The 17,920-nt window shown below is 62.0% G+C and carries 14 protein-coding genes and 1 pseudogene; 5 read left to right on the top strand and 10 right to left on the bottom strand.

Features of this window, described 5'->3' with window-relative positions:
* The first annotated feature begins 5 nt into the window (after positions 1-5).
* Positions 6-1,511: a type VI secretion system contractile sheath large subunit gene (tssC, locus tag L0U83_RS35220; protein WP_233888760.1), complete on the top strand. Its 1,506-nt coding sequence runs from the start codon at positions 6-8 to the stop codon at positions 1,509-1,511.
* Here tssC and L0U83_RS35215 read toward each other — a convergent pair.
* From L0U83_RS35215 to L0U83_RS35185, 7 genes are all read right to left on the bottom strand, one after another.
* A complete protein-coding gene (locus L0U83_RS35215) occupies positions 1,508-2,311 on the bottom strand; it encodes a PP2C family protein-serine/threonine phosphatase (RefSeq protein ID WP_233888759.1) in 804 nt (267 codons plus the stop codon). The genes tssC and L0U83_RS35215 overlap by 4 nt on opposite strands.
* Before the next feature lie 34 nt (positions 2,312-2,345).
* On the bottom strand, positions 2,346-3,809 hold the full coding sequence (gene tagH / locus L0U83_RS35210) for a type VI secretion system-associated FHA domain protein TagH (RefSeq protein ID WP_233888758.1): 1,464 nt from the start codon (positions 3,807-3,809) through the stop codon (positions 2,346-2,348).
* Positions 3,810-3,836: 27 nt separating this feature from the next.
* On the bottom strand, positions 3,837-6,560 hold the full coding sequence (tssH, locus tag L0U83_RS35205) for a type VI secretion system ATPase TssH (RefSeq protein ID WP_233888757.1): 2,724 nt from the start codon (positions 6,558-6,560) through the stop codon (positions 3,837-3,839).
* A gap of 104 nt (positions 6,561-6,664) precedes the next feature.
* Entirely contained in the window at positions 6,665-7,798 is a 1,134-nt protein-coding gene (tssG, locus tag L0U83_RS35200) for a type VI secretion system baseplate subunit TssG (RefSeq protein WP_233888756.1), read from the bottom strand.
* 23 nt (positions 7,799-7,821) lie between these two features.
* On the bottom strand, positions 7,822-9,708 hold the full coding sequence (tssF, locus tag L0U83_RS35195) for a type VI secretion system baseplate subunit TssF (protein ID WP_233888755.1): 1,887 nt from the start codon (positions 9,706-9,708) through the stop codon (positions 7,822-7,824).
* A gap of 19 nt (positions 9,709-9,727) precedes the next feature.
* Positions 9,728-10,231 carry a type VI secretion system baseplate subunit TssE gene (gene tssE / locus L0U83_RS35190; RefSeq protein WP_233888754.1) on the bottom strand — a complete coding sequence of 168 codons (504 nt, stop codon included), beginning with the start codon at positions 10,229-10,231 and terminating at the stop codon, positions 9,728-9,730.
* A gap of 33 nt (positions 10,232-10,264) precedes the next feature.
* Positions 10,265-10,861, bottom strand: coding sequence for a type VI secretion system tube protein Hcp (locus L0U83_RS35185; protein ID WP_233888753.1), 597 nt, complete (start codon positions 10,859-10,861; stop codon positions 10,265-10,267).
* Between the two features lie 168 nt (positions 10,862-11,029).
* Here L0U83_RS35185 and L0U83_RS35180 point away from each other — a divergent pair, with 168 nt between their 5' ends.
* From L0U83_RS35180 to L0U83_RS35165, 4 genes are read left to right on the top strand one after another with little or no spacing between them, the layout of a single operon-like run.
* A complete protein-coding gene (locus L0U83_RS35180) occupies positions 11,030-11,512 on the top strand; it encodes an Hcp family type VI secretion system effector (RefSeq protein ID WP_233888752.1) in 483 nt (160 codons plus the stop codon).
* Positions 11,513-11,554: 42 nt separating this feature from the next.
* On the top strand, positions 11,555-13,870 hold the full coding sequence (locus L0U83_RS35175) for a type VI secretion system Vgr family protein (protein WP_233888750.1): 2,316 nt from the start codon (positions 11,555-11,557) through the stop codon (positions 13,868-13,870).
* Between the two features lie 50 nt (positions 13,871-13,920).
* Positions 13,921-14,418 carry a DUF6484 domain-containing protein gene (locus L0U83_RS35170; RefSeq protein ID WP_233888748.1) on the top strand — a complete coding sequence of 166 codons (498 nt, stop codon included), beginning with the start codon at positions 13,921-13,923 and terminating at the stop codon, positions 14,416-14,418.
* A gap of 40 nt (positions 14,419-14,458) precedes the next feature.
* Positions 14,459-15,760 (top strand): TIGR02270 family protein, encoded by a 1,302-nt coding sequence (locus L0U83_RS35165; protein WP_233888747.1) that lies wholly within the window; start codon positions 14,459-14,461, stop codon positions 15,758-15,760.
* A gap of 118 nt (positions 15,761-15,878) precedes the next feature.
* Here L0U83_RS35165 and L0U83_RS35160 read toward each other — a convergent pair whose 3' ends face one another.
* The 3 genes and pseudogenes from L0U83_RS35160 to L0U83_RS35150 all read right to left on the bottom strand — a co-directional run bounded on the left by L0U83_RS35160 (position 15,879) and on the right by L0U83_RS35150 (position 17,899).
* Positions 15,879-16,085 carry a hypothetical protein gene (locus tag L0U83_RS35160; RefSeq protein WP_233888746.1) on the bottom strand — a complete coding sequence of 69 codons (207 nt, stop codon included), beginning with the start codon at positions 16,083-16,085 and terminating at the stop codon, positions 15,879-15,881.
* Positions 16,086-16,135: 50 nt separating this feature from the next.
* Positions 16,136-16,696 carry a DUF2169 domain-containing protein gene (locus L0U83_RS35155; RefSeq protein WP_308445108.1) on the bottom strand — a complete coding sequence of 187 codons (561 nt, stop codon included), beginning with the start codon at positions 16,694-16,696 and terminating at the stop codon, positions 16,136-16,138.
* A gap of 83 nt (positions 16,697-16,779) precedes the next feature.
* A pseudogene (locus tag L0U83_RS35150) lies at positions 16,780-17,899 on the bottom strand (polyamine ABC transporter substrate-binding protein).
* Positions 17,900-17,920 lie beyond the last annotated feature (21 nt).

Genomic DNA, 17,920 nt, shown 5'->3' with positions numbered 1-17,920 from the left:
CGACCATGTCTGACATTCCGAAGAGTTCCGATACGACGGCTGGGCAGCAAAGCTCCGCGCTCGAAGGCAGCGACCTGACCGCGCTTCTGAACAAGGAGTTCCGCCCCAAGAGCGATGAGGCAATGAGCGCAGTACAGACGGCCGTGCAAACGCTCGCGCAGCAGGCACTCGCGAAAAGCCAGTTGATCTCTGGCGACGCGATCCGCACGATCCAGGGCATGATCTTCGAAATCGATGCGAAGCTTACCAAGCAGGTGAACGAGATCCTGCACCACTCCGATTTTCAGAAGCTCGAGGGCTCGTGGCGCGGCTTGCATTACCTCATCAACAATACCGAAACCGATGAGATGCTCAAGATCCGCGTCATGAACATCTCGAAGAAGGATCTGGGCAAGACGCTCAAGCGCTATAAGGGCACTGCATGGGACCAGAGTGCCATCTTCAAGCGCATCTACGAAGAGGAATACGGTCAGTTTGGCGGTGAGCCGTTCGGTGCATTGGTTGGTGACTTCTACTTCAATCACACGCCGCCCGATGTCGAGCTGCTCGGAGAAATTTCGAAAGTGGCGGCGGCGGCCCATACGCCTTTCATTGCGGCGGCGGACCCCAGCCTCTTGCAGATGGACTCGTGGCAGGAACTGGCCAATCCGCGGGACCTCACCAAGATATTCGGTACACCGGAATATGCGAGCTGGCGTTCGCTGCGAGAATCGGAAGACGCCCGCTATATCGGTCTGGCCATGCCGCGCTTTCTGGGGCGGCTGCCGTACGGTGCGCGTACGAACCCCGTGGATGAATTCGACTTTGAAGAGGAAACCGGCTTCGCAGATCACAACAAGTACGCCTGGGCCAATGCCGCGTATGCGATGGCGGTCAACATTAACCGCTCGTTCAAGTTCTACGGCTGGTGTTCGAGGATTCGGGGCGTGGAGTCGGGGGGCGCGGTCGAAGGCCTGCCGGTGCACACGTTTCCGACCGACGATGGCGGCGTCGACATGAAATGCCCCACCGAGATCGCCATATCCGATCGCCGGGAAGCCGAACTGGCGAAGAACGGCTTCATGCCGCTCATCCACCGGAAGAACTCGGACTTTGCTGCGTTTATCGGCGCGCAGTCGCTGCAGAAGCCATTCGAATACGAGGATCCCGACGCCACGGCAAACGCGGCGCTTGCCGCCCGTCTGCCTTACCTGTTCGCCTGCAACCGCTTTGCGCATTACCTCAAGTGCATCGTGCGCGACAAGATCGGTACGTTCAAGGAGCGCTCGGACATGGAGAGCTGGCTCAATCGCTGGATCACACAATATGTGGACGGCGACCCCGCTAACTCTTCGGAGACGACGAAGTCGCAAAAGCCGCTCGCGGCCGCGGAGGTCAAGGTCGCGGAAGTGGAAGGGAACCCGGGGTATTACACGTCCACGTTTTACCTGCGTCCGCATTATCAGCTCGAGGGGCTGACGGTATCGCTGCGGCTCGTCTCACGCTTGCCGTCGGCCAAGCAGGCGGCTTAAGCGAGGATTGAAGCGCCGGACGGCCGCCGCAGAATCGTTGTTTGATGCGGTTCGCCGATCCAGACCGCGGTTGCCGTGTAGTTGTCGTGGCCAGGGCGTGCCTGGGCGCGCACTCGGGACACGAGTTGCTCGAGCCAGGCCGCGGGCGCCTCGGCGCGCCCGATTGCATCGATCATCGCCGCATCGTCCAGGTCTCCCCAGAAGCCGTCCGTGCACAACAGGAACGCGTCGCCGTCGGCGAGCGCGAATGGCTCGCCGGATACGGCAATTGCAAGGTCCTCCGAAGTGCCGAGCGCCGAGAACAGCACGTTTCGGCGTGGATGCTTGCGGGCATCCTCGCTCGACAGCAGCTTTGCATCCAGCATGCTTTGCACGAGGCTGTGGTCCTGCGTACGCACCTTCGTCACGCCGTTGCGAAAGCAATAGAGTCGGGTATCGCCGCAGTGCGCCCAGGCAGCGGACCGCGTTGTCTCGTCGATCACCAGCAGCACGGCGGTCGAGCGCATGTTTGCATGACCGTGTCCGGCCTCCTGGGCATCGACGATTGCGTCGTTGGCACGCAACAGAATGCGCTTCAGGTTCGGTGAGCCGAGCGTCAGTCCTGCCGTGGCGATGTGCTCGAGCTCGGCGAGCACGGTTTCGACCGTCACGCGGGAGGCCGTGTCGCCTCCGCCGTGGCCACCGGCGCCGTCCGCGACGACACAACCAAGTAGCGGGCCGCGCTGCCATTGGCCATAGGCGTCTTCGTTGCGGCTGCGGCCGCCCACCTCGCTCACGCTGGCCGTTTGCACTTGCACCATGGTCTCCTGCGGGAACCGCGGAGTGTGATGTCTTTCACGATTTGCGTTGTTTCAGGCGATCGATCTGCGCTTCGTATGCCGCAACGAAAGCCTTGCCGAAGAGGGCATGAAAGTCATCGGCGGCTTCGCGGGTAAGCTGGCCGTGTAGCTCGGAGAAAAGATCCCAGCAGCGCGCACGCCGATTCAGCTGAGGGAGCAAGTTGTCGAGCAGAGAATGCTGCGTGAGACGGGCTTCGATTTTCGCTGGCTCGAAGCGGTCGAATACGCCGTCGAGCGCGGCACGCATGCCGGCCACGAAGCCCACCTGATGGGCGCGCAGATCGGCATAGGCGTCCGCCAGTGCCTCGGTGGCCGGCATGAAGCCGCGCGTCGCCGGATTGAGCAGGTGCGCAAGCGCGGCCTCGACGTTCGGCGAAAATTTGAGCGGGTTGTTGTCCGAGGCGACGATCATGGTCGCCTCAGTACGCATCTCGCGCCGCGTAGCTGCGCGTGCACGCAGCATGTCCAGCGTGCCCTGAGTCGCCTCGCGCAACAGTTCGCCCAGGAGTTGCATCAAGGCGGGAGTGAGCGAGTCGATTCGCACGGCCGGTGCGTCGAGGCCGCGCAACAGCGCGTCGAGCAGTGCGTCAGGGTGGGCGCGACTCGGGGCAGCCTGCGCCGGCCGTTGTGAAGCGTCCGCGGGTGGCGGCTGCTGCGGTGGCGCTGGTTCTGCCTGCGGCGCTGGCCGCATGCGCGGCAGAGGAAAGGCACTGTGCAGTTCGGAGCTACTATCAGGCTGCGACGGTGGCGGAGGGTCAGGCTTCGTCGTGGCCGTCAGGCTCGCAAACGGATCGCTGTCACGGGACGTATTGGGCGCGGCGAGCGGATCGTCGATCGGCGAGGCGCTGCGCAGCGGTGAATCTCGTGCTTCAAGGCTGCTGCCCGGCGCGAGGTCGGACCCCGGACCGAGGTTGAACAGCTCGTCGATCGTCCGATTGGCCGCCGGATCCTCGATGCCGAGATCGAAATCATCGCCGAGTATTGGCGGCGGCGTAGCTGTCCGGGGAAGCGCTTCGGCCTCTCGCGGCGAAGGGCGCAGGAGATCGTCGAGTCCGTCCGCATCGTGTGCTCCCTGTCGCTCACGCTGCGGTTCGCCGAAAAGACCCGCGAACGGATCGTCGCTGGCGGAAGGGACAGTCGGGTCGGTGTCCGCAACCGCAGCCCGCAACTGGTAGCCGCCAATCTGCACTTCATCGCCGTCTTTCACCGCGATCTCTTCGCCGGGTTCGAGCGGCGTACCGTTCACAATGGCTGGGTTGCTGCCGCGATCGATCAGGCGGTAGTGCCCGTCGCGCCAGACGATTTGCGCATGGACCCGCGACACCGTGCGTTCCGCGTCTTCGAGCACGAGCTGATTCGTTCCGGCACGTCCGATCGTTCCGCCCGCCGTATCGAACGTTGCCGCGAGCGGCCGAGAAGGGGGGGTTCCGTTAAAGCGGATCACAGTCAGCGTCAGCATCGTATCGACTCCGGGCCTCAGGCCACTTCAGTCGAATTCGTAAAGGAACTCGTCGGCGGTCGCAGAAAGCCGGATGCGCATGAGCGCATCACCCTTTGTGAGCCGCGTCAGGTACTCGGTGGAGATGCGTGGCAGCACCGTGTTCGTCAGCAGCGCATCGATCACACGGCCGCCCGATTCGGCCTCCGTGCAGCGCGACACGATCAGCTTGACCGTAGCGTCGTCGTATTCGAAGGGAATGCCATGATTCTCCTCGATGCGCCGGCGGATACGCTCCAGTTGCAGGCGCACGATGTTCGCCATCATCGTGTCGGACAGCGGATAGTAAGGCACCGTGACGACGCGTCCGAGCAGGGCTGCGGGAAACACGCCGAGCAGGGGTTCGCGCAGCGCCGCACCCAGTGTCTCGGGAGCGGGCGTGAGTTGCGGATCGCGGCACATGCGCATGATCACTTCCGATCCGACATTGGAGGTCAGCAAGATGATCGTGTTCTTGAAGTCGATGTATCGGCCTTCGCCATCTTCCATCCAGCCCTTGTCGAACACCTGGAAAAAGATTTCGTGGACGTCGGGATGCGCTTTTTCGACCTCGTCGAGCAGCACGACGCTGTATGGGCGACGGCGCACTGCTTCGGTGAGAATGCCGCCTTCACCGTAACCCACGTAGCCCGGCGGTGCGCCCTTGAGCGTCGATACGGTGTGCGCTTCCTGGAACTCACTCATGTTGATTGTGATGACGTTCTGTTCGCCGCCATAGAGCGCTTCAGCGAGCGCCAGCGCCGTCTCTGTCTTGCCGACTCCGGACGTGCCGCACAGCATGAAGACCCCGATTGGCTTGTCGGGGTTGTCGAGGCGTGCCCGCGAAGTCTGGATGCGCCGGGCGATCATCTCGAGTGCGTGCCGCTGGCCGATGACACGTCGGTCGAGTGTCTCAGCCAGATTCAAGATTGCTGCCATTTCGTTTCTGACCATGCGACCCACGGGAATGCCGGTCCAGTCGGCCACCACCGAGGCGACCACCGTGGCATCCACACTCGGCAGGATCAGCGGGGTATCACCCTGCATGCTGGCGAGGCTCGTCTTGAGTTCGGCAAGACGGCCAAGCAGCGCTGGCCGATCAGCCGTGGGGGGCGTCGCTGGCTCGCCGGAGGCTTGCAGCGCCGAGTCGGCTGCGTCGACCGAACTTGCATCGACTGAATCAATCTGATCGCCGCATGCGCGCAATCGGGCGCGGACCGCGAGCAGCTCCTCGACGACACCTTTTTCTTCGGTCCAGCGCGCTTCCAGCCCGGCAAGCAGCTCACGCTCACGCGCGAGCGCCGCGGCAACATCCGTTGCCCGCGAGCCGACATCCGCGCCCACGCTGGCTTCACGGGCGATGATGCCCGCTTCGATTTCGAGCGCTTCGATCTTGCGGCGCCAGTCTTCGACTTCTGGCGGGGTGGCGTGCTGGCTGACGGCAACACGCGCGCAAGCTGTGTCGAGCAGACTGACTGCCTTGTCCGGAAGTTGCCTTGCCGGGATGTAACGGTGCGAGAGCCGTACCGCTGCTTCGATCGCTTCATCGAGCAGTTGCACGCGATGGTGCGATTCCAGCACCGCCGCCATGCCGCGCAGCATGCGCACGGCCTTCAATTCGTCGGGTTCATGCACCTGCACGACCTGAAAGCGCCGCGTGAGCGCGGGATCTTTCTCAATGTACTTCTTGTACTCCGCCCAGGTCGTTGCGCCTATCGTGCGCAGATCGCCGCGCGCGAGCGCAGGCTTGAGCAGATTGGCCGCGTCGCCCGTGCCGGCAGCGCCGCCTGCACCGATCAGCGTGTGAATTTCGTCGATGAACAGAATGATGGGCGAAGGGCTTGATTCAACTTCTTCAACCACTTGTCTCAGACGTTGCTCGAATTCGCCCTTCATGCTCGCACCGGCTTGCAGCAACCCGAGGTCGAGCGACATCAAGGTGACGCCCTGCAGCGGGGGCGGCACGTCGCCACGCACCAGCCGCTGCGCGAAGCCCTCGACTACCGCGGTCTTGCCCACGCCCGCCTCACCCGTGAGCAGCGGGTTGTTCTGGCGCCGCCGCATCAGGATATCGACGATCTGGCGAATCTCGTCGTCGCGGCCGCTCACCGGATCAATCTTGCCGCTGCGCGCCCGCTCGGTGAGGTCGGTCGCATATTTCCTGAGCGCCTCCTGCCGGCCCATGCTTGCAGGCGCGGGCTCCGCACCCTGGATTCGTTCTGGCCGGCCGCCACTGGCCGGCTGCTTTGCTGCGTCCTCAGCTGTGCCGGCGACGATACGCGCAAAGTTGTCCGAAAGGTCCTCCAGCTTGATGCGCTCGAACTGGCGTGAAATCGCGAGCAGAACGTGACGCAGCCGGGGCGTCTTGAGGATGCCGACCATCAGGTGACCGGTACGCACCTGCGTGGCCCCGAACAGAAGCGTGCCGTAGACCCAGCCGCGTTCGATCGCGTCGGTAATGTGCTCGGAGATGTCGGAGATCGAAGTGGCGCCGCGCGGCAGGCGGTCGAGTGCGGCCGTCATGTCGCGCGCCAGACTTGCCGCATCGAGGCCGTAATGGGTCGTGAGACGCTGCAGGTCAGAATCCGGCGTTTCCACGATCTGCATGAGCCAGTGCACGAGTTCGACGTAGGGATTGCCACGCATTTTGCACAGCGTGGCGGCGCTATCGACCGCCTTGTAGGCCAGTGGATCGAGCTTGTCGAACAAGGCGACTCGACTGATCTCGGCCATCGTGAGTGCTCCATCAACAAGGAAGGCGCGGCGCCGCAGCGTGCCGCCATCCTATAAGACGGCTTTGCGGACTGCTTTTTTGAAAGCCCAAAAGGCACGGGCCGTCAGGGCGGCACGAGGGCATCTGCGTCGAGTGCGAGGTCGGCCGCGTCGGCATGGCGCACCTGCCGGGCGAACCACGCCGAGTAGCCAAGGCGGCCATACCGGCCGAGCCTCGCAGTCGGCACTTCCTCAGCCCTCAGGACCAGTTTCGCGTCCCACGCGAGCTCGCGATTCAGATGCAGGCGGACCAGTGCGACCAGCGTGGCGATCGCGGCGCCGCCCGGTAAAAACGCCTCATATTGCGCGAGCGACAAGGGGCCGATCGTCAGGCGAAATTTATGCTGCCGGTCCCAGACGGCGGCACCCAGCACGGCCCCGGTCCCGAGGCATGCTGCGTTGATACTCAGGCCAGAACGCGGCGCGTACGTCCCGCGAAAGCATAGAGCGGAGCGTTCGGCGCGTTCGAGCGCCATCCAATGTCCACAAAATGGGTTGACGCGCACGGGCACATGCAGCACCGCAGTCGCGATCGCCTCGAGGACTTCCGGTGGTCGCGACTGCATATTGAGCAGTCCGGCGAAATGGAGTTTCGCGTGATCGGACGCTGCGTCGCGCTCGCGACATGGGGGGGCGGCAAGGCCGATCAGCGAGCCGATATAGAAGGCAAAGCGATCGCTGTCGGGGCGGTCAAGACTGCCGGTCGGCCGCGATTGCGACCAGGCGCGGTAGAACAACAGGAGGAAACGATGCGAGAGCGTATCGAGCAGGCGCGCGAACGTCGCGTCCCCGTGATGCAGGGCGCGCTCCCGGGCGAAATCGGTGAGGTGCAGCGGCAACGGGCCATTTGGACCGAGCAGGCCAAAAAAACGCTGTGAAAGCCGAGGTGTGCAGGGCCGGTCGCGGGTGTCGGTTCGCTTCAGGCCGGCCAGCGCGGCGGGCGCAAATGCGAGCGAAACGTCCTGCGTGAGCCGCAACGGTTCTTCTGCTGAGCGCGCGGCGGTGCCAAGACGCGGCAAATGCGGAGTCAACGCCTCGATGCGGCGCATCACCTGGAAAAAATCATAAAGATACGGTGCGGCGGCCAACTCGTCGAACAGGCAGTCGAGCAGGCGAGCCCTGCGGGCTGCCTCTTGCGGCGACGTAGCCTCGGGCCGACGTGCCGCGTCTCCGTCATCCGGCGGCGAAATGCCGGGCATAGCCGGTTCGCCTTCGGGTGGCGCTAGAGTATCTGTCGGGTTCCGCATCGAGGGGGCCGGTGAAGAATTTCGCCGCGCGACGACGTTCGCAAAACAGTCTGCACGAACGAATTGATTGATACATAGCGTGCGAAAAAGTGGTCGAGAACACAGCCGAGCAGGTAGGCGCTGCCTCCCTCGAAAGCCGTGTCGTCCACATCGACTGCGATCTGCAGGCCTCGCCCGAACGCGAGCGGTCCGGGCATCATCAGGCGCCGAACCACGGGTGTGGCGCGGACCGATGTGACGCCTGCGATCTGGCGACGCGCGGCCTCGTCGTGTCCCGGCAAATGCAATGCAAGCAGCGAGCGCAGCGCGGCGGCGCCCTCACGCGCGTCACCGTCGTAGAGCGACAGGTAGTGCAGCGACAACTGATCGATCAGCCGCCAGCCAAGGCCAGCATCCAGGCCAGGCGCCACAGGTGGCGAAGGCTTCGTTACGCAGCGCACCGCGGCGACAGGCGCCGCGATGTTCAGAGTGAAAGTGCTTTGCAGTCCACCTTGCGGCATGAGCAGCGGCAGGTCGCGGTTCGTGCAGAGCGTTTCGAATGACAGTTGTCGCAAGTCGCCGCGGTACGGCGCTTCATTCGGATCCACGATGGACACGAACACTTCGCTGCCGACGTAATCGGTGCGATACCCGGTGCGCTTGCGCTCCGTGGATACCACACGCGGCTCGCGCCGCACGCTGAAATAGGCCGCGTGCATCGGCCGCTCGGCCAGATAATCCCCATAAAAGGGGAGGAAAGCCTGCTCGCCGTCGCCGCCGGCGCCAAAACCCATGACGGCCGTGACTGTGTGCACCTCGAAATCGAGCGGATGGGTACGGTCCGGCACCACGTGGAACTCGGCGACGCCGTCAGAGACGAGCGTGCGGTCCGCATACCTCGGGAACAGGTTGACAGCCGGTACGCAGTCGAGCAGCAGATGATCGCGCGAGACGATCCGTTCGAGTGCCGCGTCTCCCTTCGAAAGCAGAATCGTCAGCTCGATCTCACGCGAATCGAAGGTGGATAGCGTGCGTGCGAGACCGTCGATTCGCGCGAAACGAAAGCGTTGCGCATAAGCGAAGTATTCGTGCAGCAGACGATATCCCTGGAAGGCGTTCGGCGTGACGGGCAAGAGCGCTTCGTCGTCGTCAAAGCCAGCCGTGCTGATCGCTTCGCCGGGCAGCAAGCTGATGCGCGACGCCGGACGTTGAGGGGTCGAGACTACGATCCCCATTGCATTGCCGGTCGCCAGTTCGAAGAGCTTCCATGCCGTGTCGTCGGTGCCGGCGAAATAGACAGACAGGCGCTCGAGGTCAAGCATATCGAAGGTCAGGCCTTCGGCTGCCGCAAGGCGCAGGCGCAAGGCCCCGCTTACGCGCTTTGCGAACATGCGGGTGCCAGGTAGAGTCGCAAGCGGCAGATCGGATACTTGCGCGAGATACCTCGCGTCAGTCAGCTCGACAGGCCACAAGGTCAGGTCGGCGGCCGTTCTGAACTCACAATGATTTTCGTCACTCGCTACGTGACTGCCGAGAATAGCCGTGTTGCGCGGGATCGTACAACCCGCGACCAGATTGGGATTACCAAGATCCGGGGCGAGCTGGGCAATGAGCATGGAGGGCGTCGGACAGACCGCCTGAGGCAGCACGACCTGCATCAGGTGTTGGGTGAAGTGCGGAAACTCCTCTTCGAGCTTGAGCTGGACCCGGGCGGCGAGGAATGCGGTGCCTTCGAGCAGCCGTTCGACGTAAGGGTCCGAGACTTCGAGGCCACTCATGCCAAGACGTGCTGCGATTTTGGGGAACTCCTGGGCAAACTCCGCGCCCATCTCGCGCAGGTGCGCCAGTTCGGTGTTGTAATGACGCAGCAGGCGAGGGTCCATGGCGTGGCTCCGCTGCGTATCAGCGTGGCAGTTCAGTAATCGTGATGCCTCCCTCCTCGAGGTCGATCTCCGTGCGCAGCACCAGCTCGAGCGGCGCCGGCTGCGCCCACAGGAGACCTCGAATCACGAGGGCGATCTGATTGTGCATTTCGAGTACCGAACGGTCGAACACCGGCTCGATCTCGAGCGAATCGGGCGCGATTCGCGGTTCGAACAGCAGGATCGCGCTGCGGACCGCCTGCTCGAGCACCACATCGTCGACCGTCGAGGCGAATCGTCCAGACAGGCATGGCAAGCCGTAGTTGAGCACGGACGCCTGTGCGGCCGGGTAGCGTTGCGCAGGGATTTCCGCGCCGAGATTCGTGGTGTTGAAGAGCCACGAGAGGTCGCGCAGCACCGCCGCCCGCAGCACGCGCCGGGTGAAGAGAACTTCACGCGACTCGGAGTCGGCTTGCGGATCGTCATCGATCAGCCGGTCAAGTAATGAGGGCAGTAGCCGCTCGGCCACCGACGGCTCAGCCATGGGGGCTCCTGAGGACCGCTGTCCGCCTGGGGCTCATATGATTCTGCGCGACAAGACGTCGAGCGCGAAATTCACCTCGGCCGCGCGGCTGCCGTCCGGCTTTTGCGCCGCGCAGGTCAAGGTCATCTTTTGCGCGGTCAGTTCGAATACTTCACACATGCGCCCGAGCCGCACGCTCGTATAGATGGAGTAGTTGCGGATGTACGCTTCCTCCAGTTTCATGGAGAGGAATTCGATCTGCACGCCATTGTCCGGCCCCCCGGACTTGAAGCACTTGATCTGGGCAAGCGCGAGCAACTCCGACTGTGCGCAGAGCTTGGCAATGACAGGTGAGGTCGAATCGACCGATTTGACTACGCCAACGTCGGTCACGCGCATGTCGTTCGCGTTGAGGGCGTGCCCGGCGTGCAGCGTCTCGTATCCCTCGGCCCAACGCCAGCCGTGAATTCGCATCGGCGTTTCCCAGTCGCCGCGCGCTGGCGCCTCACCTTTCACGGCCGTATTGCTGCGTTTCGGGATGACGTAAAGGAACATGTCTTCCGCATCGGGAAGCGCAAAGGCATCGAACTGACGCACGTAGTCGAGCGTCAGGCGGCTGGCAGCTTGCGGTGGTGCATCGGTGCCTGGCATCGTCGGGAATCCTCGGCCGGTGGCATCGTCGTGTCGTAACGTACTTAAGACGACGGGCGGCGTGCTTTTTTGAAGATCCCAGCTTTAAAAAGAGGCGCCAGTTTTCGTTTACGTAGCGGGATGCGCGAGTTGCAGGCAGTTCACCTGTTACGTCAAAGGAAGCACATCATGCCCGTAAGCGACCACTTTATGCAGATCGACGGAATCAAAGGCGAATCCAAGCGCAAGGGCGCCGAAGACCAGATCGAAGTGCTGCAGTACCAATGGATGATCGAGAACGCCACCAATCCGATGATCGGCACCGGTAGCGGCGTTGGCAGGGCCGTTCCGGGCCTCTTCATGTTTAGCCACGGCTACGACAAAGCATCGCCAATACTTGCCAAGTTCTGCGCCTCGGGCAAGCACATTGACAACGCGAAGCTCAGCTCTGCCAAGGCGGGTGAAGGGCAGAAGGTATTTCTGACCGTCACCATGAAGCAGGTCATGGTGACGAGCGTTTCTCTGGCCGCGCTGCCGAGCGGCGAAATAGTAGAGAACGTCGCTATTAGCTATGGCTCCGTTGAATTCGAGTACAGCCAGCAGGACGAAAAAGGCGCGACGGCTGGTGGGGTCAAGTGGGCCATCAATGTAAAGACGCTGGAGGTGACCTGAGCGAGAAGCTTCGGAACGCTTCGCTGAAGCAGGTACCGGGCCATGGCGCAGCCGCCGCTTGCACGCGTGGAAACCCCGCTTGGCGACGACCTGCTTTTCCTGAGCATGCGCGCCACCGCCGAGTTGGGGCGGATGTTTAGCTATGACCTGACGCTGGTGTCGAAGCGCTCCGATATTGATTTCCGGCGCATTCTTGGCAAACGCGTGACGGTGTCGCTGCAGGTGCCCAAGGCAAAAGCGCGGCTATTTTCGGGGTACGTGGTCGGATTTCGGCAGACGGGTATGCGCGGCCGATTGCACGTGTATGAGGCCGCGGTGCGGCCGTGGCTATGGCTGCTCACGCGGCGCAGCAATTGCAGGATCTTCCAGAACAAGAATGTCGAGGACATCGTCAAGGCGATATTCTCCGATCCGGTTTACAAAAGCGTGGAAGTTGGCGAGATCAAATGGAAGGCGAACGCGCGCAAGCATCCTGTGCGCGAATATTGTGTGCAGTATCGCGAATCCGATTTCAATTTTGTGAGCCGGCTGCTTGAAGACGAAGGGATCTACTACTGGTACCAGGATCGCGATGGCAAGGAGTCCTTGATCTTGACGGACAGCCAGGCGACACATGAGAGCGTACCAGGGTGCGAGACACTGCCATATGGTGCGGTGATGGGCGGTGCGCCCGATGCCGAATATGTCAGCGAGTGGCAGGCCCGCCGCCAGATCGAGACGCACAACTGGGCCATGACGGATTACGACTTCAAGAACCCGTCGCGGCCGTTGCAGAAGAAGTCCGTGAAAAGCACACCGGGCTTTGACTCGTTTGGCGAGCTCGAAAGCTTCGACTATCCCGGTGGTTATGTCGATCCCGACTATGGCGAGAGCCGGGTGAAGGTGCGCGCCGATGAGTTGTGGTATGAGCCGCTTCTGGGCGGCGATGCGGGAATCAACTGGCATCAGGTGGATGCCAGGACGAACAGCCTGAGCGTGCGTGCGGGGAGTTTGTTGAAACTCGAGCGGCATCCGCGTACAGATCAGAATACGCAGTACCTGGTGACGCGTACACGCTATGAAATCGACCTGGCTGACTACGAGGCGTTTGAGGGTAGCCAGTCGAGCCGTTGTGAATGCTGGTTCTCGGCGATCGATGCGAGACAGCCGTTCGCCCCGGCGCGGCTCACACGCAAGCCGTTTGTGCAGGGGCCACAGACGGCAGCAGTGGTCGGTCCCGGTGGTGAGGAGATATATACCGATCGCTATGGACGGGTGAAAGTGCAGTTTTTCTGGGACCGGCAGGGCAAGCACGATGAGAACAGTTCGTGCTGGATGCGGGTTTCACAGCCTTGGGCAGGCAAGAGTTGGGGGGCAATCGCGATCCCGCGGATCGGGCAGGAAGTGGTTGTGGATTTTCTGGAAGGGGATCCGGACCGGCCGATCATTACCGGGCGGGTTTATAACGCGGAACAGATGCCGCCCTACGACCTGCCAGGGAACATGACGCAGACAGGGATCAAGAGTCGATCGAGCAAAGGTGGCGGTGGCGCGAACTGCAACGAGTTGCGCTTCGAGGACAAGAAGGGCGCGGAACAGGTGGTGCTGCATGCGGAGAAGGATCAAAGCATAGAGGTCGAGCACGACGAGGCGCATTGGGTGGGACACGATCGAAAAAAGAATGTCGATCATGATGAGACCACGGTCGTCGCGCATGATCGCACCGAGACAGTGGGGAACAACGAGACGATCGCGATCGGGGTCAATCGGACTGAAACGGTGGGGGCGAACGAAACCATCACCATCGGCGCCAACCGTACGAAAACGGTGAGCGCCAGCGAGTCCGCCACGGTGACGTTGCAGCGTACGCATACAGTCGGTGTCAACGAGACGATTACTGTTGGCGGTGCGCAGGAGGTGACAGTTGGAGCGTTTCAGGCGGTGACGGTGGGCGCGTTCCAGGCCGTTACGGTTGGGGCCTACCAGGCAGTCAATGTCGGTGCGGATCAGTCGGTTGGGATTGGCGGGAATCAGTCGACAAGCGTTGGATCGGACCAGTCGCTCGATGTGGGTGGAGGTCAGACCGTGAACGTCGCGTCGGATGCGAGTGAAAGCATCGGCGGCGCGCAATCGAGCACGGTCAGCAGCGGGCGGACCACATCCGTGGGCGAAGATGACGCGCTGACGGTCGGGAAGAACCTCGTTATCGACGCCAGCGAATCTGTCACGATCACAACCGGCAGCGCGAGCATCAGCATGAAGAAGGACGGGACGATCGTGATCAAGGGCAAAGACATTACGATCGATGGAAGTGGAAAGATCAACGCGAAGGCGAGCAGCGACATTGTGATGAAGGGCGCGAAGATCTTGCAGAATTGACGCGGGGCTTGCTGCGTGGAGCGTTGTTCGGGTGCGGTTGGAGAACCGGAATGAGTGGACGTGATTTTGAGCAGCCAATTGCTGCGACGGCCGAGCCGTCGTTGACGGAGACGCCGGCGGCTATCGAAGGCGCGCGCATTGGTGAGTTGGTTGGCTTCGCGGACAATGGCGTGCGGCCTCTCGTCGTCTATACAGGGCAGCCGGGAACCGCCGCGATCGCTGCGCGCATGGTCCCCGACCTTCGTGGCGCGCATATCGGTCGACAAGTCGTGCTCCTGTTCGAGAACGGCGATCCGCGATGTCCCATCATCATGGGATGCCTGCAAAGCGAAATTCCATGGCCGCTCGAAGAAAAGCCGGCGCAGGTCCAGATCGATTCGGATGGGCAGCGTCTTATCGTCACGGCGAAGGAGGAACTCGTCCTGCGCTGCGGGCAGGCGAGCATCACGCTTACAAAAGCGGGAAAGGTATTGATTCAGGGGGCCTATGTTTCTAGTCGCTCATCTGGTGTCAATCGGATCAAGGGTGGTTCGGTTCAACTTAACTGACCACAAGTGTCAGCATAAGGACAGACCGCGAGGCTGGTAAATGCTAGTCCGTGAACCCGATGGTTTGCCGAAGACCGGCGAATTCCAGCAGTGGAGTCGAACACCGATTTTGACCGTCGTGGCGCAACATGTAGAGGATGCTGCGTCGCTTAGAAATACCCGTTCGTATCTGGTGCGTGCCCCGCATGTCCGACTGAAGCACCTCGGTCGGCTCGACTCCCGGATCGCGGCACATTTGGATGGCATTGCTGTCGCAGGCGATACAGGCACGCGGTTGAGTCTAGCTGCACTGGAACGCCCCGGGCGTGGTGAGGTCTTTGCGGCGTGCGTCGGTTACATTGAGCGCAGGTCCTTCGAAGGTCTCGACAAATTGATGGCATTGGCCGAAGCGATGCCCGAAATTGAGCCGGGACTCCATTCGGCCTTTGGATGGGTATCCGCGGCCAGCCTCCGGGACGTAGTCAAGACTCAATTGGACCGCAACACCAGTGCGGCGCAGCACGCCGGTCTCGCAGCCTGTGCGTTGCATCGGGTGGATCCGGGAAAATTTCTCGAAGCTGCCCTGACGGCTCCTGCGCCTACCGTCCGTGCGCGTGCTTTGCGCTGTGGCGGCGAGATAGGGCGGCGCGACGTGCTGCCACAATGTTTGGCTCATCTCGAAGATGAGGATGAAGCGTGCCGTTTCTATGCAGCGTATGGAGCCCTTTTGCTGGGTAAGCCTGCCAAGGCGCTGGAGTTCATGGTTGACGTGGCGCTACGTCCAGGCCGACGACGCGCTGAAGCTATTGCGCTTGCAATCGTCGCAGGCGGCCCGCGTGTCGCAAACGACATTCTCGAGCACCTCGTATCGCAAGGCAGCGACCAGCGGACTATTGTCCACGCCGTCGCGCATACCGGCGAGGTGAGATACATTTCGTGGCTCATCCAGCTGATGGCTGACAACAAGATTGGGCGCCTCGCAGGCGAGGCCTTTAGCTGGATAACTGGAGCTGATTTGGCGTCGCTCGATCTTGAAACTCTTCCACCGGAGCACCGAGAGACTGATGCCAATGGCGACCCCACCGACCCGGGCGTTGATATGGATGAAGATGAGGGTGCGCCATGGCCGGCGCCAGAAAAAGTCGCGGCGTGGTGGAGCGCAAATGCCTCACATTACCGTCCGGATCAGCGCTATTTTGTAGGCGCTCCGCCTTCACGGGGCCATTGTGAGTTTGTTTTGAAGGAGGGATATCAGCGCCAGCGCGTTGTGGCTGCGCATTACCTGTGTTTCATGGAGCCGGGAAGGGTGTTGTTCAATTGCGCGGCGCCGGCTTGGCGTCAGCTGCGATACTTGGCGTCGTAATTTCCCCTCGCTGCCTGTCCATCCTTGACGATAGGGTGCAAGCGAGTGACTGTGGCCCACAAAACCGTTCCATTTGAAACTTGAAAATTCGGGCACGTGAGGCTAGCAGACCAGGAGGTCACGCCGTGGCGAAGGTGATGGATTCACCGGCCAAGCGCGTGAGGTTGACGTCGTCCATCTGCCCGAAGAGCCAAGGGACGCAGACGCGATCGGTGACGATGGCGGTGCCCTCGATTAGCAGGCGGATGTTGGCGGGATCTTGCGTGATGAGCTTGAGTAGCGCGAGCACCTGCGCCATATACATGGTGCGCAGGGCGAGCGGCAACGCTTACTACCGGAATGCGTTGGGCTGGCGGCGCAAGCCGACAAGTGTGTCTAACGTCTGTGCCCGATCGCCCAGTAGCACGGCTGAGCAGGCGGCGTGAAAGCGGCTGCCTTCGTTCTCGTCGCCGAGGGCAGTGACGGCCGCACTGAGGCAAGCGCGTTTGCCTGGTTCGCCGGCAGCGCGCAGTGTCCGGGCACGCAGCGCGGCGGCGTCGTGCCCTGAAGATGCTCCGCCGATACCGAGGCGAACGCGGAAAGCAGCCCCGGATGGCCTTCCAGCGCCGCCTTTGCGAGGGCAATAGCGGGTCCGCGCTGCATGTCCTCGTCCTCGATAGCCCGCACCGCCGCCGCGGACACCTCGCCGACACCGGGAATTTCGAGCATCGACTTGTACTGCGCAGACCCGAATTTGCCCGCCACGCCAAGGCACATCCATTTGGCGAGATGCGTCACTGTCTGTTCGCCGAGCGGGATCGGCAATTGCTGATCGGTAGGCGCGGCCTGGTAATAGCGTTCGTCGAAATCCGCTGGCAGGAAGGGAAACACCTCGTCCAGCCAGTGTTGGTCGTAAGTGCCGGCGAATTGGTAGCGCGGTTCCCAGTTGCGGCCGATTGGGCCTTAGACTAAGTGCAGCGTCCGCATGAACACAACGGTCGTTGGGGTCAGCATGGCGGGCCGCTGCTGATCTTGGCGAATTAGTGGCCGGTTTTCAGCTGGGCCCACAGGCGGTTTTCCAGCCTCATGATGTCGGCCGGCATCGGCTTCATCAGCGTCGTTTTGCGCAACACTTCATCCCCCGGATAGACGGTCGCGTCCTGGGCAACTGCGGGAGTCACGAACTGGTGTGCGGCCTTATTGGCTGTCGGATAGAACACCTCGTTCGTAATTGCCGCATTCACCTTCGGGTCTTCGATGTAGTTGATCCACTTCATCGCGGCTTCGGCGTGAGGAGCATCTTTGGGCACTACCATCACGTCGAACCACAGCAGGCCGCCTTCCTTGACGTTCGAGAATTTCAGCTGATACGAACGCTTCGCTTCGGCGGCGCGGCGACCGGCGATCCCGACGTCACCGGACCACGCGAGCGCCACGCAGACGTCGTTGTTGGCAAGGTCGTTGATGTAGCCCGATGAGTTGAACTGTGTGATGTAGGGGCGAACCTTCTTCAGAACCTCGAAGGCAGCCTGATAGTCGGCCGGATTGGCGCTGTTCGGGTCCTTGTGGATGTATTGCAGCACGGCGGCGAACGCGTCGGCGGGCGCATCGAGGAACGACACGCCGCAGCTCTTGAGCTTGGAAAGGTTGGCAGGATCGAACAGCAGCGCCCAGCTGTCAACCGGGGCATTGGCGCCGAGCGCCTTCTGTACAGCCTCGACGTTGTAACCGATGCCGTCGGTGCCATAGGCCCACGGCACACCGTACTGGTTACCCGGGTCCGCGTCGGAGATCATTTTCATCAGTACTGGATCGAGATGCCGAGGTTCGGAATCTTCGCCTTGTCGAGCTTCATATACAGGCCCGCCTGTATCGCTTGGCCATGTAGTTCGACGTCGGCACGACGATGTCATAGCCTGAACTGCCTGCCAGCAGTTTGGCCTGCAACGTATCGTCGGTGTCGTAGTTGTCGTACTTCACCTTGATGCCGTTCTGCTTCTCGAAGTTGGGAATGGTGTCCTTGGCGATGTAGTCTGACCAGTTGTAGACATTCAGCTCCGTGTCCGCCGCAAGTGCTCGCTTGGCCGGCAGGGCGAACAGGGTCATGACGGCGAGAAGCGCGGCCCCAGCGACGGCATGACGAAGATGACAAACGCTCATGGTATTTTCCTCGAAGGTAAA

The sequence above is a fragment of the Paraburkholderia flagellata genome (assembly GCF_021390645.1).
Lineage (GTDB): Bacteria > Pseudomonadota > Gammaproteobacteria > Burkholderiales > Burkholderiaceae > Paraburkholderia > Paraburkholderia flagellata.
The sequence above is the reverse complement of the archived record's forward strand: the minus strand, read 5'-3'. Positions and strand labels throughout refer to the sequence as shown.

What these genes read in the sequence shown, in the direction of transcription:
- tssC (WP_233888760.1), top strand. Translation starts at nt 6, where the DNA reads ATGTCTGACATTCCGAAGAGTTCCGATACGACGGCTGGGCAGCAAAGC.
- L0U83_RS35215 (WP_233888759.1), bottom strand. Translation starts at nt 2,311, where the DNA reads ATGGTGCAAGTGCAAACGGCCAGCGTGAGCGAGGTGGGCGGCCGCAGC.
- tagH (WP_233888758.1), bottom strand. Translation starts at nt 3,809, where the DNA reads ATGCTGACGCTGACTGTGATCCGCTTTAACGGAACCCCCCCTTCTCGG.
- tssH (WP_233888757.1), bottom strand. Translation starts at nt 6,560, where the DNA reads ATGGCCGAGATCAGTCGAGTCGCCTTGTTCGACAAGCTCGATCCACTG.
- tssG (WP_233888756.1), bottom strand. Translation starts at nt 7,798, where the DNA reads ATGCCCGGCATTTCGCCGCCGGATGACGGAGACGCGGCACGTCGGCCC.
- tssF (WP_233888755.1), bottom strand. Translation starts at nt 9,708, where the DNA reads ATGGACCCTCGCCTGCTGCGTCATTACAACACCGAACTGGCGCACCTG.
- tssE (WP_233888754.1), bottom strand. Translation starts at nt 10,231, where the DNA reads ATGGCTGAGCCGTCGGTGGCCGAGCGGCTACTGCCCTCATTACTTGAC.
- L0U83_RS35185 (WP_233888753.1), bottom strand. Translation starts at nt 10,861, where the DNA reads ATGCCAGGCACCGATGCACCACCGCAAGCTGCCAGCCGCCTGACGCTC.
- L0U83_RS35180 (WP_233888752.1), top strand. Translation starts at nt 11,030, where the DNA reads ATGCCCGTAAGCGACCACTTTATGCAGATCGACGGAATCAAAGGCGAA.
- L0U83_RS35175 (WP_233888750.1), top strand. Translation starts at nt 11,555, where the DNA reads ATGGCGCAGCCGCCGCTTGCACGCGTGGAAACCCCGCTTGGCGACGAC.
- L0U83_RS35170 (WP_233888748.1), top strand. Translation starts at nt 13,921, where the DNA reads ATGAGTGGACGTGATTTTGAGCAGCCAATTGCTGCGACGGCCGAGCCG.
- L0U83_RS35165 (WP_233888747.1), top strand. Translation starts at nt 14,459, where the DNA reads ATGCTAGTCCGTGAACCCGATGGTTTGCCGAAGACCGGCGAATTCCAG.